Annotated in this window: 21 protein-coding genes; 12 read left to right on the forward strand and 9 right to left on the reverse strand. The window is 67.4% G+C overall.

Going from position 1 to position 23,120, the window contains the following annotated elements; translation table 11 throughout:
• Positions 1-22: 22 nt before the first annotated feature.
• From ACQ66H_RS19720 to ACQ66H_RS19735, 4 genes are all read left to right on the forward strand, one after another.
• The gene (locus ACQ66H_RS19720) at positions 23-454 is read left to right on the forward strand and encodes a hypothetical protein (protein WP_430435427.1); all 432 of its coding nucleotides are present in this window, start codon (positions 23-25) and stop codon (positions 452-454) included.
• Entirely contained in the window at positions 451-1,632 is a 1,182-nt protein-coding gene (locus tag ACQ66H_RS19725) for a multidrug effflux MFS transporter (RefSeq protein ID WP_430435428.1), read from the forward strand. The genes ACQ66H_RS19720 and ACQ66H_RS19725 overlap by 4 nt, the downstream gene beginning before the upstream one ends.
• Positions 1,629-1,844, forward strand: coding sequence for a hypothetical protein (locus tag ACQ66H_RS19730; protein ID WP_020166183.1), 216 nt, complete (start codon positions 1,629-1,631; stop codon positions 1,842-1,844). Before ACQ66H_RS19725 ends, ACQ66H_RS19730 begins: the two co-directional genes overlap by 4 nt.
• A gap of 124 nt (positions 1,845-1,968) precedes the next feature.
• Positions 1,969-2,373, forward strand: coding sequence for a universal stress protein (locus ACQ66H_RS19735; protein WP_019916359.1), 405 nt, complete (start codon positions 1,969-1,971; stop codon positions 2,371-2,373).
• A gap of 165 nt (positions 2,374-2,538) precedes the next feature.
• On the opposite strand, the gene ACQ66H_RS19740 is transcribed toward ACQ66H_RS19735, so the two are convergent.
• Positions 2,539-3,672, reverse strand: coding sequence for a PilT/PilU family type 4a pilus ATPase (locus tag ACQ66H_RS19740; protein WP_430435429.1), 1,134 nt, complete (start codon positions 3,670-3,672; stop codon positions 2,539-2,541).
• 51 nt (positions 3,673-3,723) lie between these two features.
• Positions 3,724-4,767, reverse strand: a complete 1,044-nt coding sequence (locus ACQ66H_RS19745; RefSeq protein ID WP_430435430.1) for a type IV pilus twitching motility protein PilT — start codon at positions 4,765-4,767, stop codon at positions 3,724-3,726.
• 63 nt (positions 4,768-4,830) lie between these two features.
• Between ACQ66H_RS19745 and ACQ66H_RS19750 the strand changes: the two genes are divergently transcribed.
• From ACQ66H_RS19750 to ACQ66H_RS19765, 4 genes are all read left to right on the forward strand, one after another.
• A complete protein-coding gene (locus ACQ66H_RS19750; RefSeq protein WP_430435431.1) occupies positions 4,831-5,520 on the forward strand; it encodes a YggS family pyridoxal phosphate-dependent enzyme in 690 nt (229 codons plus the stop codon).
• 107 nt (positions 5,521-5,627) lie between these two features.
• Complete coding sequence (gene corA, locus ACQ66H_RS19755) at positions 5,628-6,593, forward strand: magnesium/cobalt transporter CorA (protein ID WP_430435432.1); 966 nt, start codon at positions 5,628-5,630, stop codon at positions 6,591-6,593.
• Between the two features lie 74 nt (positions 6,594-6,667).
• Positions 6,668-7,486 (forward strand): prolipoprotein diacylglyceryl transferase, encoded by an 819-nt coding sequence (lgt, locus tag ACQ66H_RS19760; protein ID WP_430435433.1) that lies wholly within the window; start codon positions 6,668-6,670, stop codon positions 7,484-7,486.
• Positions 7,483-7,944, forward strand: a complete 462-nt coding sequence (locus tag ACQ66H_RS19765) for a VOC family protein (protein ID WP_019916350.1) — start codon at positions 7,483-7,485, stop codon at positions 7,942-7,944. The genes lgt and ACQ66H_RS19765 overlap by 4 nt, the downstream gene beginning before the upstream one ends.
• Positions 7,945-8,065: 121 nt before the next feature.
• Here the strand turns inward: ACQ66H_RS19765 and ACQ66H_RS19770 are convergent, their stop codons facing one another.
• From ACQ66H_RS19770 to ACQ66H_RS19795, 6 genes are read right to left on the reverse strand one after another with little or no spacing between them, the layout of a single operon-like run.
• Positions 8,066-9,385, reverse strand: a complete 1,320-nt coding sequence (locus ACQ66H_RS19770) for a TolC family outer membrane protein (RefSeq protein ID WP_430435434.1) — start codon at positions 9,383-9,385, stop codon at positions 8,066-8,068.
• Positions 9,386-9,388: 3 nt separating this feature from the next.
• Positions 9,389-9,712: a rhodanese-like domain-containing protein gene (locus tag ACQ66H_RS19775; protein ID WP_430435435.1), complete on the reverse strand. Its 324-nt coding sequence runs from the start codon at positions 9,710-9,712 to the stop codon at positions 9,389-9,391.
• Between the two features lie 10 nt (positions 9,713-9,722).
• A complete protein-coding gene (locus ACQ66H_RS19780) occupies positions 9,723-10,376 on the reverse strand; it encodes a protein-L-isoaspartate O-methyltransferase family protein (protein WP_341929597.1) in 654 nt (217 codons plus the stop codon).
• A gap of 47 nt (positions 10,377-10,423) precedes the next feature.
• Entirely contained in the window at positions 10,424-13,543 is a 3,120-nt protein-coding gene (locus tag ACQ66H_RS19785) for an efflux RND transporter permease subunit (protein WP_430435436.1), read from the reverse strand.
• Positions 13,540-14,538 (reverse strand): efflux RND transporter periplasmic adaptor subunit, encoded by a 999-nt coding sequence (locus tag ACQ66H_RS19790; protein WP_430435437.1) that lies wholly within the window; start codon positions 14,536-14,538, stop codon positions 13,540-13,542. The genes ACQ66H_RS19785 and ACQ66H_RS19790 overlap by 4 nt, the downstream gene beginning before the upstream one ends.
• Positions 14,535-15,161: a TetR/AcrR family transcriptional regulator gene (locus ACQ66H_RS19795; RefSeq protein ID WP_430435438.1), complete on the reverse strand. Its 627-nt coding sequence runs from the start codon at positions 15,159-15,161 to the stop codon at positions 14,535-14,537. Before ACQ66H_RS19795 ends, ACQ66H_RS19790 begins: the two co-directional genes overlap by 4 nt.
• A 241-nt stretch (positions 15,162-15,402) precedes the next feature.
• Between ACQ66H_RS19795 and gcvT the strand changes: the two genes are divergently transcribed.
• The 4 genes from gcvT (at position 15,403) to ACQ66H_RS19815 (ending at position 22,723) form a co-directional block, all read left to right on the forward strand.
• A complete protein-coding gene (gene gcvT / locus ACQ66H_RS19800; RefSeq protein ID WP_430435439.1) occupies positions 15,403-16,518 on the forward strand; it encodes a glycine cleavage system aminomethyltransferase GcvT in 1,116 nt (371 codons plus the stop codon).
• A gap of 128 nt (positions 16,519-16,646) precedes the next feature.
• Positions 16,647-19,544 carry an aminomethyl-transferring glycine dehydrogenase gene (gene gcvP, locus ACQ66H_RS19805; protein ID WP_430435440.1) on the forward strand — a complete coding sequence of 966 codons (2,898 nt, stop codon included), beginning with the start codon at positions 16,647-16,649 and terminating at the stop codon, positions 19,542-19,544.
• A 253-nt stretch (positions 19,545-19,797) separates the two neighbouring features.
• Positions 19,798-21,288, forward strand: coding sequence for a choice-of-anchor I family protein (locus ACQ66H_RS19810; protein ID WP_430435441.1), 1,491 nt, complete (start codon positions 19,798-19,800; stop codon positions 21,286-21,288).
• Between the two features lie 214 nt (positions 21,289-21,502).
• Positions 21,503-22,723 carry an NAD(P)H-dependent flavin oxidoreductase gene (locus ACQ66H_RS19815; protein ID WP_430435442.1) on the forward strand — a complete coding sequence of 407 codons (1,221 nt, stop codon included), beginning with the start codon at positions 21,503-21,505 and terminating at the stop codon, positions 22,721-22,723.
• Here the strand turns inward: ACQ66H_RS19815 and ACQ66H_RS19820 are convergent.
• Positions 22,704-23,120 (reverse strand): DUF6691 family protein, encoded by a 417-nt coding sequence (locus ACQ66H_RS19820; RefSeq protein ID WP_430435443.1) that lies wholly within the window; start codon positions 23,118-23,120, stop codon positions 22,704-22,706. The genes ACQ66H_RS19815 and ACQ66H_RS19820 overlap by 20 nt on opposite strands.

Here is a 23,120-nt window from a genome sequence, read left to right on the forward strand (position 1 = left end):
GCGACCTCTCCCGGAGAACGGCATGCGCATCTTTTCCGTCCTCGCCCTGCTGCTGGCGCTGTTCGGCGGCTACACCTGGCTGGTGCTGAACTGGAGCTATTCCACCGGCGAACGTGCCGGTTACGTGCAGAAATTCAGCAACAAGGGCTGGTTCTGCAAGACTTGGGAGGGCGAACTCGCGATGGTCACCATGCCCGGCACGCTGACCGAGAAGTTCGAGTTCTCGGTGCGTGACGAGAAAGTGGCACAGAAGCTGAACGAAAGCATGGGTCAGCGCGTATCGCTGCATTACGCGCAGCACATCGGCGTGCCCACCTCCTGCTTCGGCGAGACGCAGTACTACGTCAGCGACGTGCGCGTGGTGGAGATGCCGGACGCCGAGCGCCGCGCTTTCGAAGCACCGCCGGCCGTACCGGCCGTCGCGCCGCCGCCACCGGCAGCCCCCGCCCAGTGAGCCGTTCGCCGCGCAGCCTGGCCTTCCTGCTGGCGGGCCTGTCGGCCATCGGTCCGTTCGCGATCGACACCTACCTGCCGGCTTTTCCGGCGATCGGTGCCGATCTGGGCGCGACCAAGCTCGAAGTGCAGCAGTCGCTCACCATCTACCTCGGTTTCTTCGCGCTGATGACGCTGTGGCACGGCGCCGTCGCCGACGCGCTGGGCCGGCGGCGCGTCGTGCTGTGGTCGCTGGTGATGTTCTTCCTGACCTCGGTCGGCTGCGCGCTGGCCACGCAGATCGAGCACCTGTGGATCGCCCGCGCGCTGCAGGGCATGTGCGCCGGCGCCGGCATGGTGGTCGGCCGCGCCGTCGTGCGCGACCTGTTCGAGGGCGCGCAGGCGCAGCGCCTGATGAGCACGATACAGTTGCTGTTCGCGCTGGCGCCAGCGGCCGCGCCCATCATCGGCGGCTGGGTGTTCGGCCTGTTCGGCTGGCGCGCGGTGTTCTGGTTTCTTGCCGCCTACTCGGCACTGATGTGGCTGCTCTGCCTGCTGCGGCTGCCGGAAACGCTGGACCCGGATCACCGGCGCAGCCTGCATCCGGTCAAGCTGGCGCGCGATTACGCCCACATGTTTGCCCACCCGGCGCTGCTGGCGCTGGTGATCGCGGTGTCGATGAATTTCGCCGGTTTCTTCCTCTACGTGATGTCGGCGCCGGTGTTCCTGATGGAGCACCTGGGCGTGTCGCCCCAGGGCTTCGCCTGGCTGTTCGGCCCGACGGTGGCCGGCATGATGACCGGCTCCTGGCTGGGCCGCCGGCTGGCCGGCAAGATGGCGCCGCAACTGCAGCTCAAGATGGCGTACACCATCATGCTGGCGGCCGCCTTCGGCAACGTGATGCTGAATGTGCTCACCCCGGCCAGTCTGCCCTGGGCGGTGCTGCCGATCGCGCTGTACAACATCGGCCAGGCGCTGGCCATGCCGATACTGTCGCTGCTGGCGCTGGAGTTGTTCCCGCGCGCGCGCGGCATGGTGTCGTCCTGCCAGGGTTTCGCGCAGTCGCTGACCAACGCGATGGCCGCCGGCCTGGTGGTGCCGGTGCTGTGGGGCGAACCGCTGCATCTGGCCGCCGGCATGGCCGCTTTCGTCTTCGTCGGCTGGCTGGCCTGGCTGCGCTACCGGAGCATGCACGCATGAGCGACAAGCGCTACCAGGTCCGCAGCCGCAGCGAGCACAACTTCTGGCAGCACGAAGTGTTCGACAGCACGACCGGCCTGGCCGTGCTGGAACCGAACACCGACCTGTCCTGGTGTTTCGACGGTGCCGCGCTGCTCGAATCCGGACTGAGCATCGACGAGACGCTGGAACTGCTGGCAGTGCGACCGGTGATCCGCCAGTGCGGCTGCTGAACCGCCGGCCCGCCACGCCTACCCATTAGGGATTACTCCCTCCTGAGAATTGCCGCTCGCCGTGGCCGCCCCGAATAATGCACAGGCCGGCGCACCGACGTGCGTCACCTATCGGGAGAGAACAATGAAAGTGGTGGTGGCCTACGACGGTTCGAAACACGCGCACAAGGCGATCGATCAGCTGCAGATCCTGAACGGTCCGCTCGATGCGGTCATCGTGTCGGTGGTACGCGGCCCCGCGCTGGGCATACGCGGTACCGCGGTGGAAGTGGACCAGGCCGAGATAGACCACGCGCGCGCGGCACTCGACAAGGTGGCGGCCGAACTGGCGGCTCGCGGCGTGACCGCGCGCACCCGGCTGGCGATGGGCGAACCGGCCGACGTCCTGGTCGATATCGCGGAAGAGGAGAACGCCGAACTGATCATCCTCGGTACGCGTGGCCTGAGTCTGGCCAAGCGCATCGTGATGGGATCGGTCAGCAGCAACGTGCTGCACCACGCGCCGTGTGCGGTGCTGGTGGTGCGCTGAACCGGCAGGCGACTTGCTGTCGTGGTCGCGGTCTTCTGACCGCGACGCGGCGGTTGCGGTCCGTCGGCTCCGATCCAGGGTGCTGTCGGGGTCAGAAGACCCCTCCCACACAATCCCGGCTCAGGCTCGGATCGTGGATCGGGCGCGCCGCCCCTGGACGCCGGGTCACACCAGATCGAGTCCCGAGGTCACGTTCAGGTTGCGGTCCTGCGCTTCCTTGCTGTTCAGCTTGATCTGCAGGCGCAGATCGTTGACCGAATCGGCGTTGCGCAGCGCGTCCTCGTAGTTGATGCGACCGGCTTCGTAGAGGTCGAACAGCGCCTGGTCGAAGGTCTGCATGCCCAGTTCGCGCGAGCGCTTCATCACGTCCTTGATCTCGCCCACATTGCCCTTGAAGATGTGATCGGCGATCAGCGGCGAATTCAGCATCACCTCGATCGCCGCCGCCCGACCCTTGCCTTCCTTCAGCGGCACCAGACGCTGGGAGATCATCGCCCGCAGATTCAGCGAAAGGTCCATCAGCAGCTGTTCCCGCTTGTTTTCCGGGAAGAAGTTGATGATGCGGTCGATCGCCTGGTTGGAGCTGTTGGCGTGCAGCGTAGCCAGGCAGAGGTGGCCGGTCTCGGCGAACTGGATCGCGTGCTCCATCGTTTCGCGATCGCGGATCTCGTCCATCAGGATCACGTCCGGCGCCTGCCGCAGCGTGTTCTTCAGCGCGATTTCCCAGTCCGCCGTGTCGAGCCCGATCTCGCGCTGCGTTACCACGCAGTTCTTGTGGTCGTGCACGTACTCGATCGGGTCCTCGATCGTGATGATGTGGCCGTAGCTGTTGGTATTGCGCCAGTTGACGAGTGCGGCGAGCGAGGTGGTCTTGCCGGTGCCGGTTCCGCCGACGAAGATGACCAGACCGCGCTTGGTCATCGCCACATCCTTCAGCACCGGCGGCAGGCCCAGTTCGTCCAGCGTCGGAATCTTGGCGTTGATGGTGCGCAGCACGCAGCCTATCTTGCCCTGCTGCACGAAGGCATTGACGCGGAAGCGGCCGATGCCGGCCGGCGAGATCGCGAAATTGCACTCCTTGGTCGCCTCGAATTCGGCCGCCTGGCGGTCGTTCATGATGGCGCGCGCCAGTTCGGCCGTGTGCTGCGGCGTCAGCGACTGGTTGGACTGCGGCACGATGCGGCCGTCCACCTTGATCGCTGGCGGAAAACCGGCGGTCACGAACAGGTCGGACCCGCGCTTGGTCACCATCAGGCGCAGCAGGTCGTACATGAATTTGAGGGCCTGATCTCTTTCCATCTGCGCTCTCCGCGGCGGTTGTCGTTGTCAGTGTAGCGGCAGGCGCGGCACTCAGCCGGCGAACATGTCCTTGTTTTGCGCACGGGTGCGCGCTTCGGCCGGCGAAATGACGTTGCGGCGCACCAGTTCCTGCAGGTTCTGGTCCAGCGTCTGCATGCCCAGGCTCTGACCGGTCTGGATGGCCGAATACATCTGCGCGATCTTGTTCTCGCGGATCAGGTTGCGGATGGCCGGCGAGCCCACCATGATTTCGTGCGCGGCGACCCGGCCGGTGCCGTCCTTGGTCTTCAGCAGCGTCTGCGAAATGACGGCGCGCAGCGACTCGGAAAGCATGGCCCGCACCATTTCCTTTTCCTCGGCCGGGAACACGTCAACGATACGGTCGATGGTTTTCGCCGCGCTGGAGGTGTGCAGCGTGCCGAACACCAGGTGGCCGGTTTCGGCCGCAGTCAGCGCCAGCCGTATCGTTTCCAGGTCGCGCATTTCGCCCACCAGGATCACGTCCGGGTCTTCGCGCAGCGCCGAGCGCAGCGCGTTCGAGAAGCTCAGCGTGTGCGGCCCGACTTCGCGCTGGTTGATCAGGCAGCGCTTGGATTCATGCACGAACTCGATCGGGTCTTCGACGGTCAGGATGTGGCCGTACTCGTTCTCGTTGATGTAATCGACCATGGCCGCCAGCGTGGTCAACTTGCCGGAGCCGGTCGGGCCGGTCACCAGCACGATGCCGCGCGGCGTGTTGGCGATGTCCTGGAAAATCTTCGGCGCCTTCAGGTCCTCCAGCGTCAGCACCTTGGACGGAATGGTCCGGAACACCGCGCCCGCACCACGGTTCTGCACGAAGGCATTGACCCGGAAACGCGCCAGATTGGGCACCGCGAACGAGAAGTCGGCTTCAAGGTGCTCTTCGTACACCTTGCGCTGGGTGTCGTTCATGATGTCGTAGATCATGCCGTGCACATCCTTGTGCTCCATCGGCGGCAGATTGATCCGGCGCACGTCGCCATGCACGCGGATCATCGGCGGCAGACCGGCCGAGAGATGCAGGTCGGACGCCTTGTTCTTGACGGAAAACGCGAGCAGTTCGGTGATGTCCATGACGGGCCTCGGGCAATGAATGGGGTGTTGTGCCGAATATAATTCGAAGAAATTCAGGGCATTATGATGAGCATTTCAGACAACCTGCAAGCAATTCGCCACCGTATCGCCGACGCCGCCCGCGCCTGCGGCCGCGACCCCGCAGACATTCTTCTGCTGGCGGTGAGCAAGACCAAGCCGGATGCGGACATCATCGCCGCGCATGCCGCCGGTCAGTCCGCCTTCGGCGAGAACTACGTGCAGGAAGGCTGCGACAAGGCGCAGCGCCTCGGTGAGGCCGGCCTCGCGCTGGACTGGCACTTCATCGGCCCGCTGCAGAGCAACAAGACGCGTCAGGTCGCGACCTGGTTCGACTGGGTGCATTCGGTGGACCGCGAGAAGATCGCCGCGCGGCTGTCCGAACAGCGCGACCCGCATCGGCCGCCGCTGAACCTGTGCATACAGGTCAACGTCAGCGGCGAGGCCTCGAAGAGCGGTGTCGCTCCGGCCGAGGTCGCCGCGCTGGCCGACGCCATCGCGTCGCTGCCGCGACTCGCGCTGCGCGGCCTGATGGCCATTCCCGAACCGACCGATGATGTCGCCCTCCAGCGTCGCCGTTTTGCCCATTTACGGCAGTTGAAGGACGATCTGAACGCGCGCGGACACTGTCTCGACACGCTGTCGATGGGCATGTCACAGGATCTCGAAGCGGCGATCGCCGAAGGTGCCACCATCGTGCGCGTCGGCACGGCGCTGTTCGGGGCAAGGGGCTGATCGACGAAAGTTGCGGACATGGAAGTCGCGACCGCTAACATCCGCCTCACCGGTGCCCGCCGGTACCGCCCTTCCCGGTTCGAACCGCCCCACCCGGATGTCTGCCGATGATTCACGTTTACACGCTGCAGGACGGCCGACTCACCCGCGTCGCCGAAGCGCTGCACGACGCAGTGCCCGACCAGGACATCGTCTGGATAGACGCGCTCGATCTCGACGGTGACGAGGAGCGATGGCTGCAACGTCGCTTCCGCATTGACGTCGAGGCGCCCGATGACGATGCCGACATCGAGGCCAGCGCGCGGGTGTTCGTCAACGCGCAGGGCAATCTGAACCTGCGCGCCGATTTCCTGATCGGGCGCGGTCACGAGTACGTGACCGAGGCGCTGCGCTTCGTGATCGGCCCGCACATGCTGATCAGCCTGCACGACGACGAACTGCCCATCATGCGCCTGCTGCGCATGCGCAACCGCGCGCAGCCGGGCAAGCTTGCGCAGCCGACCGACATCCTGATCGAACTGTTCGCGCTGGACGTCGAACAGTCCGCCGATGCACTGGAACACATCTACACCGAACTGGAATCGGTCAGCGCCCGCGTGCTCGGCGAGCAGCGCGGTTCGGACGACGCGGCGGCCGACAGCATCACCCGCATCGCCCGCAACGAGGACCTGAACGGCACCATACGGCGCAATCTGATGGACACGCGTCGCGCGCTGTCCTGGCTGATGCGCGAGCACCGGCTGGGCAAGGCGCAGACCGACAAGGTGAAGCAGATCCTGCGCGACATCGAATCGCTGGACGGCCATACCGCCTTCATTTTCGACAAGATCAACTTCCTGATGGACGCCATCATCGGCTTCATCAACCTGAACCAGAGCAAGGTGGTGAAAATCTTCTCGGTCGCATCGGTCGCCATGCTGCCGCCGACGCTGATCGCCAGCGTCTACGGCATGAACTTCGCGCACATGCCCGAACTGGGCTGGCGCTGGGGCTACCCGTTCTCGCTCGGCCTGATGGCGCTGAGCGTGGCGCTGCCGTTCTGGTACTTCCGCCGCAAGGGCTGGCTGAAGTAGCGGCGGGCCAGGAAACGAACGCACCCGCCCGGCAAAGTTAAACTGTCGGACCGCACAGCCACCTCTCCTCTCCCGTGCCCATCCACGACTACCTGATCCACCCGACAATTTCCCCCATCGCCTTCGAGATCGGCCCGCTGGCCGTGCGCTGGTACGGGCTGATGTATCTGGTCGCCTTCGTCGCCTTCATGCTGCTCGGCCGCGCGCATGCGAAGCGGCTGGCGGCCGCCGGTGCGCCATCGCTGGATGCGAAGCAGATCGACGACCTGCTGTTCTACGGCGTGCTGGGCGTGGTACTGGGCGGGCGACTGGGCTATGTGCTGTTCTACAAGCCGGCCTACTACCTCGAACACTGGACAGAAATCCCGGCCATCTGGTCGGGCGGCATGAGCTTTCACGGCGGCTTTCTCGGCGTGCTGGTGGCCGTCGCGCTGTTCGCGCGGCGCGCCGACTGGCGCTTCTTCCAGCTCACCGATTTCATCGCACCGCTGGTGCCGCTGGGCCTGGCGGCCGGACGCATCGGCAACTTCCTGAACGCCGAACTGGTGGGCCGCGTCACCGACGTGCCGTGGGCGATGATCTTCCCGACCGTGGACATGCTGCCGCGCCACCCATCGCAGCTCTACCAGTTCGCCGGCGAGGGGCTGGGGCTGTTCGTGCTGCTGTGGTGGTTCTCGCGCCGGCCGCGACCGATGGCCGCGGTCAGCGCGATGTTCCTGATCGGCTATGGCGGCTTCCGCTTCCTCGCCGAATTCGGCCGCGAGCCGGATGACTTTCTCGGCCTGCTGGCCGGCGGGCTGTCGATGGGCCAGTGGCTGAGCATGCCGATGATCCTCGCCGGCATCGCGATGATGATCTGGTCCTACCGACGCAACACAGGAGTGAACACATGAGCCGTCCCTTCCGCATCCTCGGCCTGCAGCAGATCGCCATCGGCGGCCCCGACCGCATGAAGCTGCGCCGCCTGTGGGTTGAGCTATTCGGCCTCGGCCTCGAAGGCGACTTCACGTCGGAGCGCGAGAACGTGGTCGAGGACATCGCGGTGCTGGGCAGCGGCCCGCACCGGGTCGAGGTCGATCTGATGCAGCCGCTCGATCCCGCGAAGAAGCCGCGCGTCGACGAGCCGCCGCTGAACCACATCGGCCTGTGGGTGGACGACCTGCCGACTGCGGTCGAATGGCTCACCGCCCAGGGCATGCGCTTCACGCCGGGCGGCATCCGCCGCGGCGCGGCCGGGCACGACATCGTGTTCATCCACCCCAAGGGCAACGAGGTTTTCCCGCTGTGCGGCGAAGGTGTGCTGATCGAGCTGGTACAGGCGCCGCCGGAGGTGATTGCGGCGCTGGGGTGAATCGGCGCCCGGGTACATCGACGCAGTCGTCTGGAACGGTAGAGCGTCGCGGCGATGCCCGGGCCGCATCGCGAGCAAGCCCGCTCCCATGAACGTCGCGGCGGCTCTATACCGCCGCGCCTCACTCCAGCAGCGCGTTGACCGCCTCGATTTCCGGCTCTGCCAACTGGCCGGCCGCCGCCTTCAGGCGCAGCTGGGCGAGCAGCGTGTCATAGCGCGCCCTGGCGAGGTCACGGCGGGTGACGTAGAGCTGCTGCTGCGCGTTGAGCACGTCGATGTTGATGCGCACGCCGACCTCGTAGCCGAGCTTGTTGGCATCGAGCGAGGACTGTGAGGACACCTGCGCGGCGCGCAGCGCAGCGGTCTGGGCGATGCCGTTGGCCACACCCAGCCAGGCCTGACGCGCCTGCTGCGCTGCGTTGCGGCGGGCGAAATCGACTTCGGCGCGGGCGCGGTCGAGCAGGTGGGCCGATTCGCGCACGCGCGATTCCTGCCCCAGGCCCTGGAACAGCGGTACCGACACCTGCACGCCGACGGTACCGGTCGTGCTCTCGTTGTTCAGCGGCGCACCAGCGAAAGTGATGACCGTCTTGTTCTGACCGTAGGTCGCGACCAGATCGACCGTCGGGTAGTGGCCAGCGCGCTGACGCTCGATTTCGCGGTTGGCGATTTCCTGGTTCGCCAGCTGCGCCAGCACCGTCAGGCTCTCGGTCTGCGCGCGATCGACCCACTCCTCCATGCGCGCCGGCTCCGGCAGCGTGAACGCGACTTCGCTGCGCAGACCGCGCAGCGCCTCGGGTGCGCGGCCGGTGATCACCGCCAGCGCGTGCCGCTTCACCTCGATGTCGCTGCGCGCTGCGATTTCCTGCGCGGTGGCGAGATCGAAGCGCGACTGCGCCTCGTGCACGTCGGTGATGGTGACGGTGCCCACCTCGAAGCTCTTGCGCGCCAGTTCGAGCTGCTCGGAGGCGGCTGTCTTCTGCGCGACGATGGAGGTGAGCACGTCCTGCGCGTACAGCAGGTCGAAATAGGCCTGCGCGGCGCGCAGCAGGGTGTCCTGCCGCGCCTGCGCGAGCTGGGCGTCGGCCGCGGCAACCTGCAGCTTGCCCTGTTCGAACTGCACCCAGTTGGCCCAGCGGAACAGCGGCTGGGTCAGCTGGAAGCCGAAGTTGTGCGAGTTGTACTGCGTGCTGCGATCAACCGGCTTGCTGATCTCGACGTCGTTCCACTGCGTCGTACCGTTCAGCGTCAGGCTGGGCAGCAGGCCAGCGCGCGCCTGCGGCAGCTTTTCCGAGGTCGCCTCGCGCTGCGCACGCGCCGACTGGAACTGGGCATCGTTGGCCAGCGCCGCTCGCGCAACGGCCAACAGGTCTTCAGCCGCCAGCGCGCTGGTCGATGCCAGCAGGCCGGCGATCAGTGCAGCAGTCCGCGAAAGGCGCATCGCTCAGTACCGTGCCATCGTGTTGTCGACCTGCAGCGCCCAGGCGTCCACGCCGCCGCTGAGGTTGAATACGTTCGAGAAGCCATTGCGTTCGAGGAAGATGGCGACCTGCATCGAACGGCCACCGTGGTGACAGACGCACACCAGCGGCCGCTCCGGGTCGAGTTCCTGCAGCTGCGCCGGCACCGTGTTCATCGGCATCAGCTGGCTGCCCTCGATGCGGCAGATGGCCCACTCGTGCTTCTCGCGCACGTCCAACAGCTGCGGTTTCGGGCGGTTCTCATCGGCCAGCCAGGCGGCGAGATCGGTCACGCTCAGTTGCTGCATCGCGCCCGCCTCAGAACACGAAGCGCTGCGCGCCACGCGCGTTGCGCAGCGTCGGCACCACCGTTTCGAACAGCACTTCCTGCGACTGCGTGCCGTCGGCGTTCAGCTTCACCAGCACGCAGTTCATCAGCGGTTCTTCGCCGATGAAGGCGATCAGGCGACCGCCCGGACGCAGCTGGGCGACCAGCTCCTGCGGCAGCACCGGCAGGCCGCCGGACACCACGATCACGTCGTAGGGCGCGTGCGTGGCCCAGCCCTGGGCGGCGTCGCCAACTTCGACGCGCACGTTCAACGCGCCGGCAGCGGTCAGATTCTCGCGGGCACGCTCGGCCAGTGCCGGTTCGATCTCGACCGTCGTCACCTGGCTGGCACGGGCGCCCAGCAGGGCCGCCATGTAACCGGAGCCGGTACCGATCTCGAGCACGGTGTCGGTGCTTTTCAGCTTCAGTTCCTGCAGCACGCGCGCCTCGATCTTCGGCTCCAGCATCGCCGCGCCGTGGCCCAGCGGAATCGCGGTGTCGGCGAAGGCGAGCTGGCGCAGCGGCGCCGGGACGAAGGTTTCGCGCTTGACGACGAACAGCAGGTCGAGGATGTCCTGGTCCAGCACGTCCCACGGCCGGATCTGCTGTTCCACCATATTGAAGCGCGCCTGTTCGATATCCATTTTTCGGTCCCCTGAAAGAAGCGGCGATTGTACCGTGATGCAGTGCGTCAGAAACTTGAGCGAAGTCGTGTGCGTGCAGTGCGCGGGCGCATGCAGGCGATGTAGAGGGTGGGCATCACGAACAGCGTGAGCACGGTGGCGACACCGAGCCCCCAGACGATGGCGCCCGCCACCGGCCCCCACAGCAGCGAATAGCCGCCGATGCCGGCGGCCAGCGAGAACAGTCCGCCGACCGTCGTGCTGGTGGTGATGATGATGGGCACGACGCGGCGGCGGGCAGCGTAGATCGCCGCGTGCAGCACGCTCATGCCGGCGGTCAGACGCTCGTTGGCGGCGTCGATCAGCACGATGGCCGAATTGACGACGATGCCGGTCAGCGCGATCACGCCGTACAGCGTGTACAGCGACAGCGGAGAACCGCTGACCAGCAGCCCGACGGCGACGCCGGTGAAGGCCAGCGGCACGGTGGCCAGAATCATCAGCGGCTGCCAGTAGCTGCGGAACTGCGCCGCGAGAATCAGGTAGATGAGTCCGATGCCGAGCAGGAACAGCACCTTCATCGCCTGCAGACTTTCCTCGACGTCTTCCAGTTCGCCGGAGAAGTCGAGGTCGGTGCGCGGGAAACGCGTACGCGCCTCTTCCCACGCCGTCTTCAGCGCGTCGGTCACCTGCAGCGCATTCAGCTTGTCCTTGTCGAGGTCGGCCTCCACGGTGATCGTGCGGCGCAGGTTGTAGTGCTTGATCACGCCCGGGCCGCGCGTCGTGTCGGCGGAGACCAGCGCGCGCAAGGTGGTGGCCGCACCGCCGGGCAGCGCGATCGGCGCGTCGAGCACGCGCATCACGTCGTCATCCGGGTGGCCGGCGGCGGCGACGCGCACTTCGAGCTTGGCGCCCTGATCGCGGGTGACGGCGACGATTTCACCCTCCACCTGCAGGCGCACCGCGCGCGCCACCTGGTCGGCGGTCAGGCCGGCGTCGCGCAGCGCGTCGCGATCGAGATGCAGCGCCAGTTGCGGCCGGCCCGGGATATCGTCGTCGACGATGTCGCGTGTGCCGTCGATGGCGCCCAGAATGCGCTTGACCTCCGCACTTGCGGCGCGCAGTTCGACCAGATCGTCGCCGCGCACCCGCACCTTGACCGGCTTCTGCACCGGCGGCCCGCCGGACAGCTGGGTGAAGCTGACGGTGCCGGCGCCAGGCAGCCCGACCACGGCTGCGCGCATGCCATCGACGATGGCACCGACCTCGCGCCCTTCGTCCGCGCGCGGCAGCAGCGCCACCACCACCTGACCGTAGGCGTCGCCGAACAGCGCTTCAGCGTCGGTGAACTTGGCGCCGGCCAGCGCCGCCACGCGCCGCGCCTCGCCGTCCTGCAGATGGCGGCGCACCTCGCCCTCGATCTGCTGCACCCGCGCCAGCGTCGCCGACAGCGGACTGCCGGCCGGCATGTCGATGTTCACGTAGAAGATGCGCATCGGGTCGAAGGCGAAGAACTGCACGCGCACCAGACCGGTCGCCATCGCAGCGACCGCGCCGGCGACCAGCGACAGCACGATGAGGCACAGCACGACCCAGTGGCGTATCGCGAACGCCAGCACCTTGGCGTAGCGATGGCGCAGCACGCGGGTAAAGCGGGTGCGCGTGGCCTGCATGCGCGACGGCCGCTCGGCCTTACTGCCCATCGACAGCACGTGGGCGGGCAGCATCCAGTAGGCCTCGATCAGGCTGATCACCAGCGCCAGCGTGACGACGAAGGGGATGACGAACATGAACTTGCCGACGATGCCCGGCAGCAGCATCAGGGGCAGGAAGGCGGCCATCGTCGTCGCCACCGAAGCGAGCACCGGCGCCCAGACCTCCTGCACGCCGCCGACGACGGCGTCCAGCGTGGCGGCGCCGCGCTGCAGCCGGTAATAGATGGCCTCGACGATGACCACCGCATCGTCAACCAGCATGCCGAGCGCGATCACCACACCCAGCAGCACCGATATGTTCAGCGTAAAGCCGGTCGCCTGCAGGATGGCGAAGGTGCCGGCCAGCGAGAACGGGATGCCCAGGCTCACCAGCACGGCGATACGCGAACCAAGAAACACCCAGCACAGCGCGAGCACGATGAGCAGGCCATAGAAGGCGTTCGATTCCATGATGGCAATCGCCTCACGGGTCGGCACCGTCTGGTCGTCCATCAGTTCGAGCTTGAGCCCCTGCGCCGCCAGCACCGCGTTCTTGCGCTCGACGTATTCATTGACGCGCTCGATCAGCGCCAGCGTGTTCACGCCCGGCTTCTTGGCCAGCGAGAACAGCACGCCGGGCTGACCGTCGGACGACACCTGCTGCGTCGGCCGCGCGCGGGCGCGCACCACGGTCGCCACCTCGTCCAGCTTCACCATGCTGCCCGGGCGGGTCCGCGGCGCGACGCCGACGTCGGCCAGCCAGCCGGGATCGGCGTCCTGGCCGACCACGCGCACCAGCCACTCCTGCTCGCCGGCGCGCTGGCGGCCGGCGAACACGTCGCGGAACCAGGCGCCGACGCCGTCGGCGATGTCGGTTGGCAGCAGACCGCGCGCCTGTGCCGCCTGCGCTGAGTACTCGACGCGCAGTTCGGGGTCGTGCAGACCGAGCGAGAACACGCGATCGACGCCCTTCATCCGCTCCAGATCGGTCTTCATTTCACGGCCGAGCGCGCGCAGCACCTCGTCGTCGGCGCGACCGGTGAGCAGGATCTGCGCCGTCGGAAAGCCGTTCGAACTGGTGATTTCGATGATCTGCGCTTCCTTCGCCTCGACCGGCAGTTCGGCGCGCGCCTTGTTCTGGATTTCGCGCCGCAGGTCGTTCACCCGCTTGTCGAAGGTGCTGACCGGCACTTCGTCGAAGCGCACCAGGATGCCGGCCAGACCGTCGCGCGCGGCCGACGAGATGAAGCGGATGTCGGACACGTTCTGGATCGCGTCTTCCAGGGGCTGCAGCACCCGCTTCTCGACATCCTCGGGCGAAGCGCCGGGCAGGGCCACGGTGATCTGCACCCAGTTGAAGTTGATTTCCGGGTCCTGTTCGCGCGGCAGACCGAGATAGGCCAGCAGGCCGAGCAGCAACACCACCATGAAGGTGATGTTGGCCAGCGGGTGATTGCTGATGAAGCGCGAATAGGACTGCATGCGGCCCTTCATTTCAGCGACTGTCCGTTGACCAGGCTGTTGCGGCCGTCAACCGCGATGCGCGTGTCGGCCGGCAGGTCGGTACGTGCCGGGCGGCCCTCCTGCGCACCGTCCAGCGGCACGAAGCGGGCGCTGCCTTCGCGCATGACGAACACGCCGAGCGCCGTACCACGCCGCACCAGCAGTTCGCCCGGCACATGCGGCGCCGGGTCCTGCCACACCAGTCGCCCCTCGGCGCCCGACGGCGCACGCTCGCCGGTGAACACGGCGCGCACCTCGTGCGTACGGGTGGCGTCGTCGATCGCCGGCGAAACGCGGGCGATGCGCAGCGGCTGGCGGCCGGCCGGAGACACGAAGGCGAGTTCGCGTGCGGCGCGCAGCGCGTCGAGATCGCGTGGCGCCACACGCGCCGACACTTCCACCTTCCGTGCGTCATCCAGCGTCATCAGCAGTGTGCCGACGCCGGCCAGCGAGCCGGCCGAAGCCTCGCGCGTGCGCACCACCGCGTCATAGGGCGCCCGCAGCAAGCATTTATCGACATTGCGCCGCGCGAGATCGACCGCGTTGGCGGCGACGGCCACATCGGCGCGGACCACCTCGACCTCGGTCTCGCGCTGCGTCAGCGCTTCCGGCGAAACGAAGTTCTGGTCCCGCAGGGCGCGCGTGCGACGCAACTGCGCGTCGGCCTGCGCCAGCCGTGCCTGCGCCGCCTGCAGCTGTGCCTGCGCACGCTCCAGCGCGAGCTGGTAGTCGCGCGCATCGAGGCGAACCAGCACCTGACCCTTCTTCACGTGCTCGCCCGGTTCGGCGTGCGTGGACGCCACGCGCGCGCTCAGTTCGGCGGCGAGCTGGGTGCGGTTGAGCGCAACCGCCTGCGCCGGTGCATCGCGCTGCGGATAGGTGGCGATTTCGGACAGCGGCTTGAAGCCGACGGCCGGTGGCGTCTGCGCCGCCGACGGCAGGACCGGCAGCAGCGCGGCGAAGCAGAACGCGAGCAGCTTGATCATGGGAGCAGGGCCTGAATGGAAAATTCGATGCGGAAACGGATATCGTCGGCTTCGGAAGCGCCGCAACAGGCATCGGCAATCGAACCGAAGGAATGTTTCATCAGCACGTACAGCAGCAGCGGCGCCATCACCGCATCGACGGTGCGCGCGTCGGCGGGCGAACGGAATTCGCCACGCTCGTGACCGTAGTCGATCGCCCGCGCGACCAGCGCGCAGCCTCGCTGCATCACTTCGCGGTGGTACAGCTCGGCGATATCGGGAAAGTTGCGCGCTTCGGCAATCATCAGCTTCGGCAGGCCACCAAGCGGCGTCTCGCCGATCAGCTGCCACCAGCCGGCGAGCAGCTGGCGCATCAGGTCTGGGCCGCTGCCGGCCCAGCCGGCCACCAGCGCCTCGCCCTCGGCCAGCGCCGGCACCAGGCCTTCGCGCACGACGGCGGCAAACAGCGCCTGCTTGGAATCGAAATAGAGGTAGAGCGTGCCCTTGGACACGCCGGCCGCGTGCGCCACGTCCTCCAGCCGGGTGGCGGCGTAGCCGTGCTCGACGAACAGGTCGAGCGCGCAGCGTATCAGCGCCGCCGGGTCAACCAGAGCCGGTCGCCCGCGACGAGCCGCGACGCTCATCGTGTGCGCACCAGGAAAGTGGCGGAAAGGCGTGCTGTCACGGCGTGCAGGACATCCGGTTTTTAATGACTGAATGTTCAGTTAATAACTTTCCGTCGTCAAGGTGCAACATCGGCGTCGTCAACGCGTTGACCACCGTTGTTGCATGGCATCATGCGCGCCCTTGCCCGCCCACCCGGCGAGCTGGACTCAAGCCATGCGCAGGTCACCCTCCGACCGCACGGCAGGAAAGGATCCAACGATGGACACCCCGAACACCGCGGCGCTGCGCCGCACACCGTTTCATCCGCTGCATCTGGCCGCGGGCGCGAAGATGGTCGCCTTCGCCGGCTGGGAGATGCCCATCCAGTACGCCCCGGGCATCCTGCAGGAACACCTCCACACGCGCGCCCACGCCGGCCTGTTCGACGTGTCCCACATGGGACAGATCGAGGTCAGCGGCCCCGGCGCCTGCGCCTGGCTGGAATCGCTCACCACCGCCGACCTCGTCGCGCTGCCCGACGGGCGCCAGACCTACTCGCTGCTGCCCAACACCGCCGGCGGGCTGATCGACGACCTGATGATCCAGCGCATGGGCGACACCTTCCATGTGGTCTGCAACGCCTCGCGCCTCGACGACGTGCTCGCCCAGTTCGATGCCCATCCGCCCGGCAACGACTGCAGCTGGCGCCTGCGCGACGACCGCGTGCTGCTCGCACTGCAGGGCCCGGACGCCGAAGCGGTGCTGCAGCCCTACGGCGACCTGACCGGCATGCGCTTTCTCGACGTGCGCGAATTCAACGATGGCGCGCGGGTCAGCCGCAGCGGCTACACCGGCGAGGACGGCTTCGAGATTTCGCTGCCAGCTGAAACCGGTCCCGCCTTCGCCGAACGCCTGCTCGAACATCCGCACGTGCGCTGGATCGGTCTCGGCGCGCGCGACACGCTGCGGCTGGAAGCCGGCATGTGCCTGTACGGCAACGACATCGACGCGACGACGACGCCGGTATCGGCGGCCATAGGCTGGGCGGTCGCGCCGGCGCGGCGGGCCGGTGGCGTGCGCGCCGGCGGCTTCCCGGGCGCGGCGGTCATCCTCGGCGAATTCGCCGCGCCGCCGGCGCAGGTGCGCGTCGGCCTGCTGCCGGAGGGCCGCGCACCGCAGCGCGCAGGCGCCGTGGTGGTTGATGCCGACGGCCGCCAGATCGGCGTCATCAGCAGCGGCAACCACAGCCCGACGCTGGGCCGGCCGATCGCGATGGCCTATATCGAGCGTGCCGCCAAGCTGGCCGGCACGCCGCTGTTCATCGAATCGCGCGGGCAGAAGGTGCCGGCCGCACCGGCCACCATGCCCTTCGTACCGAACCGCTACCGGCGCTGACTCCCGACCGCACACAGCGGCGCTTCTTTTTCTGCTGAACCTCGACTCCGGTCAGACGTCAACATGACGCGAGACCGGTACCTTCACCAAAGGACCGCCAGAAGCGGCCCGGAAAGGACTGTTGAACCATGGACAAGCGTCCCTCCCTCGAAGCGCTGGAAGACCGCGGCGACTTCATCCGCCGCCACATCGGCCCAGACGAACGCGACCTCGCCGTCATGCTGGCCGCACTCGACGTCGCCAGCCTGGACGAACTGATCGCCCAGACCATACCCGCCGACATCCAGCTCGACGCACCGCTGAACCTGCCAGCGCCGCGCTCCGAGCGCGTGGTCAACGACGCGCTGCGCCGCATGTTCGCGCGCAACGAACTGCACACCAGCCTGATCGGCATGGGCTATTACGACACCATCACGCCCAATGTCATCAAGCGCAACGTGCTCGAGAACCCGGGCTGGTACACCGCCTACACGCCCTATCAGGCCGAGATTTCGCAGGGACGACTGGAAGCACTACTTAACTTCCAGCAGATGGTGATCGACCTGACCGGCCTGCCGGTGGCAAACGCCTCGCTGCTCGACGAAGCGACCGCCGCCGCCGAAGCGATGACGATGGCGCACCGCATTTCCAAGGTGAAGACGCCGCGCTTCATCGTCGATGCCGACACCCACCCGCAGACGCTGGCGGTGGTGCGCACGCGCGCCGAGCCGCTGGGCATCGAGGTGGTCGAGTGCGATCCGTGGGCCGGTATCGACGGCGAGTATTTCGGCATGCTGCTGAGCTATCCCGGTTCCAGCGGCCGGCTGCGCGATCCGTCGCCGGTGCTCGCCGCGGCACGCACCGCCGGCGCGCTGTCGGCGGTGGCGGCCGACCCGCTGGCGCTGGTGCTGCTGAAGGAACCGGGCGCCGAAGGCATGGGCGCCGACATCGTGTTCGGCAGCGCCCAGCGCTTCGGCGTGCCGATGGGTTACGGCGGCCCGCACGCCGCCTTCTTCGCCTGCCGCGACGAACACAAGCGGCAGATGCCGGGCCGCATCATCGGCGTGTTGACCGACGCCAACGGCCGGCCGGCGCTGCGCATGGCACTGCAGACGCGCGAACAGCACATCCGCCGCGAGAAGGCGAACAGCAATATCTGCACGGCGCAGGTACTGCTCGCGGTCATCGCGTCGTTCTACGCGGTGTATCACGGCCCCAAGGGTCTGCGCACGATTGCCGAGCGCACGCACCGGATGGCCGTGCTGTTCGCGCAGGGCCTGCGCGAACTGGGCTTCGACGTCGTGCACGAGCGCTTCTTCGACACCGTGCAGGTGCGCGTGCCGGGCATCGCCCGCCGCATCGCCGCGCGGGCGCGTGAAGCGGGCTTCAACCTGCACGTGATCGACGCCGACCACCTGTCGGCGTCCTTCGACGAAACGTCACGCCGCAGCGAACTGAAGCGGCTGCTCGCCACCTTCGCCACGCGTGCCGACAGCGTGCTCGATCTGGCCGAAATGGACGCCCGCGTCGCTGACTGCATCCCGGCTGATCTGCGCCGCGAATCGGCCATCCTGACCCACCCGGTGTTCCAGCGCTATCACTCGGAAACCGAAATGATGCGCTACATGCGCCGGCTGGCCACGCGCGACATCGCACTCGACCGGGCGATGATTCCGCTCGGCTCGTGCACGATGAAGCTGAACTCGACCACCGAAATGACGCCGGTCACCTACCGGCTGTTCGCCGCGCTCCACCCCTTCGTGCCGCTGGAGCAGGCGCAGGGCTACCAGCAGCTGTTCGAGGAACTGGAAGAGCGGCTGTGCGAGATCACCGGCTTCGCCGCCATGTCCTTCCAGCCGAATGCCGGCTCTCAGGGCGAATACGCCGGACTGCTGGTGATCCGCAAGTTCCACCAGACACGCGGCCAGGGTCACCGCAATGTATGCCTGATCCCGGCGTCGGCGCATGGCACCAACCCGGCGAGCGCGGTGCTGGCCGGTATGGAAGTGGTCGTCGTCGCCTGCGACACGCTGGGCAATGTCAACTTCGCCGACCTGAAGGCCAAGGCGGAACAGCATGCCGACCGACTGGCCGCGCTGATGATGACTTACCCGTCGACGCACGGCGTTTTCGAGGAAGGCGTACGCGACATCTGCGCGCTGATCCACGCGCACGGCGGCCAGGTCTACATGGATGGCGCCAACATGAACGCCATGGTGGGCCTGGTGCGGCCGGGCGACATCGGCTTCGACGTGTGCCACCTGAACCTGCACAAGACCTTCTGCATCCCGCACGGCGGCGGCGGCCCGGGCATGGGCCCGATCGGGGTCGCACCGCACCTCGCGCCCTTCCTGCCCGACCACCCGGTGGTGCAGGGCGTGAACCCGGTGGCCGGTCCGGCCGGCACCATCGGTGCCGTATCCGCCGCGCCCTGGGGCTCGGCCAGCATCCTGCCCATCGTCTGGGCCTACATCGCACTGATGGGTGCGGCCGGCCTGAAGCGCGCGACCCAGGTGGCGATACTCAATGCCAACTACATCGCACAGAAGCTGGCGCCGCACTACCCGGTGCTCTACACCGGCAAGCACGGCCGGGTCGCGCACGAGTGCATCGTCGATCTGCGTCCGCTGAAGGAAACGAGCGGCGTCACCGTCGAGGACGTGGCCAAGCGGCTGATGGACTACGGCTTCCACGCGCCCACGGTGTCCTTCCCGGTGCCGGGCACGCTGATGATCGAACCGACCGAGAGCGAGAACCGCGCCGAGATCGACCGCTTCTGCGACGCGATGATCCAGATTCGCGCCGAGATCGCCGACATCGAAGCCGGCCGCGCCGACCGCGAGGACAACCTGCTCAAGCACGCGCCGCACACGCACGAACTGCTGATCGCCGATGAATGGACACGGCCCTACAGCCGTCGTGCCGCGTTCTTCCCGACCGAATCGGTGGACCGCGACAAGTACTGGCCGCCGGTCGCGCGCGTCAACAACGTCGCTGGCGACCGCAACCTGGTGTGCACCTGCCCGCCGCTGTCGGAGTACCGCTAGTCCTCGTCCGCGACGGGGCAGTCGATCGGGTGCCGCCCGGCCCTGCGGGGCGGCACCCGATTGCAAAACTGTGTCATGTCATCGCGGCGTAACCTAGTCGAAACATCCTGTTGCTGTGATTGCGCGTCTGCAAGACGCGTATCGCCCAACAACAACAGGAGTTCGTCATGGTCAGAAAAATCACCGCCGCGGCCATCGCCGCGCTGTTCGTTCCGGTCGTCCAGGCAGCCGATGCCGTCAGCTGGGAAAAGCTGTGACCTTCACCCACGGCGCCGGCACCAGCGTCGCCGGGCAGACCTCGGAAATCGTCGCCTTCGACAGCCTCAACAACGAACTGTGGGTGGCGGGCCTGAAAGGCATCGACATCCTGAGCGCAGCGACCGGCAGCTTCGTGCAGCACATCGACACCACCGCCTGGGGTGAGCTGAACAGCGTCGCCGTCCGCAACGGCGTGGCCGCCTTCGCCATCGCGGCACCGGTCAAGACCGCCGCCGGCACCGTGCTCACCTTCGACACGACCAGCCGCAGCATGCTGAACAGCTACTCGGTCGGCGCCCTGCCGGACATGGTCACCTTCACGCCGGACGGTCGCATCATGACCGCCAACGAAGGCGAACCGCTGCCGCTGACCGCCTCCACCACGCAGGAGGCACGCGGCTCGATCAGCATCATCGACACCACGCGCGACTCGGTCACCACGCTCGGCTTCAGCGCCTACGACGGCACGAGCGGTCTCGGCCGCATCGTCACGCCGGGCAGCAAGCCCTCGCTAGACTGGGAACCCGAGTACATCGCAGTGGCGAAGGACGGCAAGAGCGCCATGGTGACGCTGCAGGAGGCGAACGCGGTGGCGATGATCGATCTGACGACGAACTCGATCACCAGCGTGAAGTCGCTCGGCCTGAAAGACTTCAGCCTGCCGCAGAACGCGATCGACACCTCCGACCGCGACGGCCCGGGCAGTACGGCGCTGACCGGCAATTACCGCACGGTGCCGGTCAAGGGCATGTACATGCCGGATGCCATCGCCGCCTACAGCAGCGGCGGCAAGACCTATTACGTCACCGCCAACGAGGGCGACTCGCGCAACCTCGCCGACGCGGTCCCCGGCGCCTTCAACGAGGAGATCCGCGTCGGTTCCGGCAGCTACGTGCTCGACCCGACCGTGTTTCCGAACGCGGCCGACCTGAAGAAGAATGCCAACCTCGGCCGCCTGACGGTCACGACCTCCGGCGGCGACCTCGACGGCGACGGCGACTACGACGAAATCCACACCTTCGGCGGCCGCTCCTTCTCCATCCTGGACGAGAACGGCAATCAGGTCTTCGACAGCGGCAACCAGCTCGAAGCGCTGTTGCTGGCGCAGTTCCCGGCGCTGATCGACGACGGTCGCAGCGACAACAAGGGCATCGAACCGGAAGGCGTGACGCTGCTCGAAGTGGGCGAGCGCACGCTGGCCTTCATCGGCTTCGAACGTTCGCTGCAGAGCGTGATCGCGATCTACGACGTGACCGACCCGACCGCCGCCACCTTCCTCGACTTCATCGTCAACGCCGACTCGCTGTCGCCGGAAGGCCTGAGCGCCTTCGAATACGACGGCAAGCTCTTCCTCGCGGTGGCCAACGAAGTGTCCGGCACAACCTCGATGTTCTCGATCAGCGCGGTACCGGAACCGGAAACCTACGCCATGCTGCTGGCCGGCCTCGGCATGATCGGCCTGGCCGCGAAGCGGCGCATGCGCTGAGCGGCCGGTGGGTCGATATCCTGTGGGCGCGGCGCGGACGTCGCGGCCCGCAGGCTTCGATGCGGGTTGCTGTCGGGGTCAGAAGACCCCTTCCACTGACTCCCGGCCCGGGCGGCGACGCGCTTCGTGAACGGGAGACCGGCTTGACCTTGCTCAAGCCGGCTCTGCCGGCGGGCGGCTATGGTGTCGCCCACACTCCGCCGGTCCGTACACCATGATGCAGTCCCCTTCCGAAGTTTCCGCCGTCACGTCGGCGGTCAGTCCGCATGCCGAGCAGTTCGCCCGCAGCGGCCTGCAGCCGCTGAAGCTGGGCGGCCGCACACTGCTGCCCATCGTGCAGGGCGGCATGGGCGTCGGCGTGTCGGCACACCGGCTGGCAGGCACCGTGGCCCAGCAGGGCGGCGTCGGCACCCTTTCATCGGTCAACCTGCGCCGTCATCACCCGGACCTGATGGAACGCACACGCGGCCTGCGCGGTGAAGACGCCAAACAGCAGATCAACGCCGCCAACGTCGAAGCCCTGCAGCGCGAGATTGCGGCCGCGAAGGAAATTTCAGGCGGTCGCGGCATGCTGGCGGTGAACGTGATGCGTGCCGTCAGCGCCTACGCCGAACACGTGAAGACCGCACTGCAGGCGGGCATCGACGCCATCGTCGTCGGCGCCGGCCTGCCGCTGGATCTGCCGGAACTGGCGCGCGAACACCCGAAGGCGGCGCTGATCCCCATCCTGTCCGACGCGCGCGGCGTGCAGCTCATCGTCCGCAAATGGGAGCGCAAGCAGCGCGCACCCGATGCCGTCGTGCTCGAACACCCGGGCTGGGCAGCCGGCCACCTCGGCGCAGCCAAGGTCGAAGACACCAGCGACCCGCGCTTCGATTTCGAACGCGTGGTGCCGGAAACGCTGGAAGTGCTGCACAAGGCCGGGCTCGACGGACAGGTGCCGGTCATCGTCGCCGGCGGCCTGCGCACGCACGAGGACATCCGTCGCATGCAGGCGCTGGGCGCGTCGGCGGTGCAGTTCGGCACCTCGTTCGCGGTGACCGAGGAATGCGACGCAGACGACGCCTTCAAGCACGTGCTGGCAGAGGCGCGCGACGAGGACCTGGTCGAATTCACCAGCGTGGCCGGTCTGCCGGCGCGCGCGGTACGCACGCCCTGGCTGCAGAAATACCTGTCGCTGATCGACAAGACGCAAGCGGTGGCACACGCCAAGTCGCGCTGCGCCAAGAGCTTCGACTGCCTCGCCCAGTGCGGGCTGCGCGACGGCCTGATCGGCTGGGGCCAGTTCTGCATCGATCACCAGCTGGCCGCCGCGCTGAAGGGTGACCTGAAGACCGGCCTCTTCTTCCGCGGCCGCGGCGCCCTGCCCTTCGGCAACCAGATCCGCAGCGTGCGCGCGCTGTTCGACTACCTGCTTACGCCCGCGGCCGCGTGAGCCAGGCGTGGATCGCCATGCCGGCGATCATCGCGGCCACGAACACCACCGCCGTCATCGACCCCATAGTCAGCGACACCAGCGCCGGCCCCGGACAGTAACCTGCCAGCCCCCAGCCGACGCCGAATGCGAGGCTGCCCAGTACCAGCGGCGCGTCGATGCGCGTCGCTGTCGGCAGCGCCACATCGCAGCCGGCCCAGCACTGCCGGCGCGCCTTTGCCAGCGTGAATGCCGGCAACGCGGCACCGATCGCCCCGGCCATGACCAGCGCCAGCGACGGGTCCCAGCTGCCGGCCAGGTCGAGAAAGCCGACCACCTTGGTCGGGTTGGCCATGCCGGACAGCAACAGGCCGAGGCCAAACAGGAGGCCGGCGACGAGTGCGATCAGCGCTTGCAT

It is taken from the genome of Methyloversatilis sp. (assembly GCF_965284615.1).
Classification (GTDB): Bacteria; Pseudomonadota; Gammaproteobacteria; order Burkholderiales; family Rhodocyclaceae; genus Methyloversatilis.

Bases quoted from the DNA above. Each gene is read 5' to 3' on its own strand.
- ACQ66H_RS19720 (WP_430435427.1), top strand. From the start codon at position 23: ATGCGCATCTTTTCCGTCCTCGCCCTGCTGCTGGCGCTGTTCGGCGGC.
- ACQ66H_RS19730 (WP_020166183.1), top strand. From the start codon at position 1,629: ATGAGCGACAAGCGCTACCAGGTCCGCAGCCGCAGCGAGCACAACTTC.
- ACQ66H_RS19735 (WP_019916359.1), top strand. From the start codon at position 1,969: ATGAAAGTGGTGGTGGCCTACGACGGTTCGAAACACGCGCACAAGGCG.
- ACQ66H_RS19740 (WP_430435429.1), bottom strand. From the start codon at position 3,672: ATGGAAAGAGATCAGGCCCTCAAATTCATGTACGACCTGCTGCGCCTG.
- ACQ66H_RS19745 (WP_430435430.1), bottom strand. From the start codon at position 4,767: ATGGACATCACCGAACTGCTCGCGTTTTCCGTCAAGAACAAGGCGTCC.
- ACQ66H_RS19750 (WP_430435431.1), top strand. From the start codon at position 4,831: ATGATGAGCATTTCAGACAACCTGCAAGCAATTCGCCACCGTATCGCC.
- corA (WP_430435432.1), top strand. From the start codon at position 5,628: ATGATTCACGTTTACACGCTGCAGGACGGCCGACTCACCCGCGTCGCC.
- ACQ66H_RS19765 (WP_019916350.1), top strand. From the start codon at position 7,483: ATGAGCCGTCCCTTCCGCATCCTCGGCCTGCAGCAGATCGCCATCGGC.
- ACQ66H_RS19770 (WP_430435434.1), bottom strand. From the start codon at position 9,385: ATGCGCCTTTCGCGGACTGCTGCACTGATCGCCGGCCTGCTGGCATCG.
- ACQ66H_RS19775 (WP_430435435.1), bottom strand. From the start codon at position 9,712: ATGCAGCAACTGAGCGTGACCGATCTCGCCGCCTGGCTGGCCGATGAG.
- ACQ66H_RS19780 (WP_341929597.1), bottom strand. From the start codon at position 10,376: ATGGATATCGAACAGGCGCGCTTCAATATGGTGGAACAGCAGATCCGG.
- ACQ66H_RS19785 (WP_430435436.1), bottom strand. From the start codon at position 13,543: ATGAAGGGCCGCATGCAGTCCTATTCGCGCTTCATCAGCAATCACCCG.
- ACQ66H_RS19790 (WP_430435437.1), bottom strand. From the start codon at position 14,538: ATGATCAAGCTGCTCGCGTTCTGCTTCGCCGCGCTGCTGCCGGTCCTG.
- ACQ66H_RS19795 (WP_430435438.1), bottom strand. From the start codon at position 15,161: ATGAGCGTCGCGGCTCGTCGCGGGCGACCGGCTCTGGTTGACCCGGCG.
- gcvT (WP_430435439.1), top strand. From the start codon at position 15,403: ATGGACACCCCGAACACCGCGGCGCTGCGCCGCACACCGTTTCATCCG.
- gcvP (WP_430435440.1), top strand. From the start codon at position 16,647: ATGGACAAGCGTCCCTCCCTCGAAGCGCTGGAAGACCGCGGCGACTTC.
- ACQ66H_RS19815 (WP_430435442.1), top strand. From the start codon at position 21,503: ATGATGCAGTCCCCTTCCGAAGTTTCCGCCGTCACGTCGGCGGTCAGT.
- ACQ66H_RS19820 (WP_430435443.1), bottom strand. From the start codon at position 23,120: ATGCAAGCGCTGATCGCACTCGTCGCCGGCCTCCTGTTTGGCCTCGGC.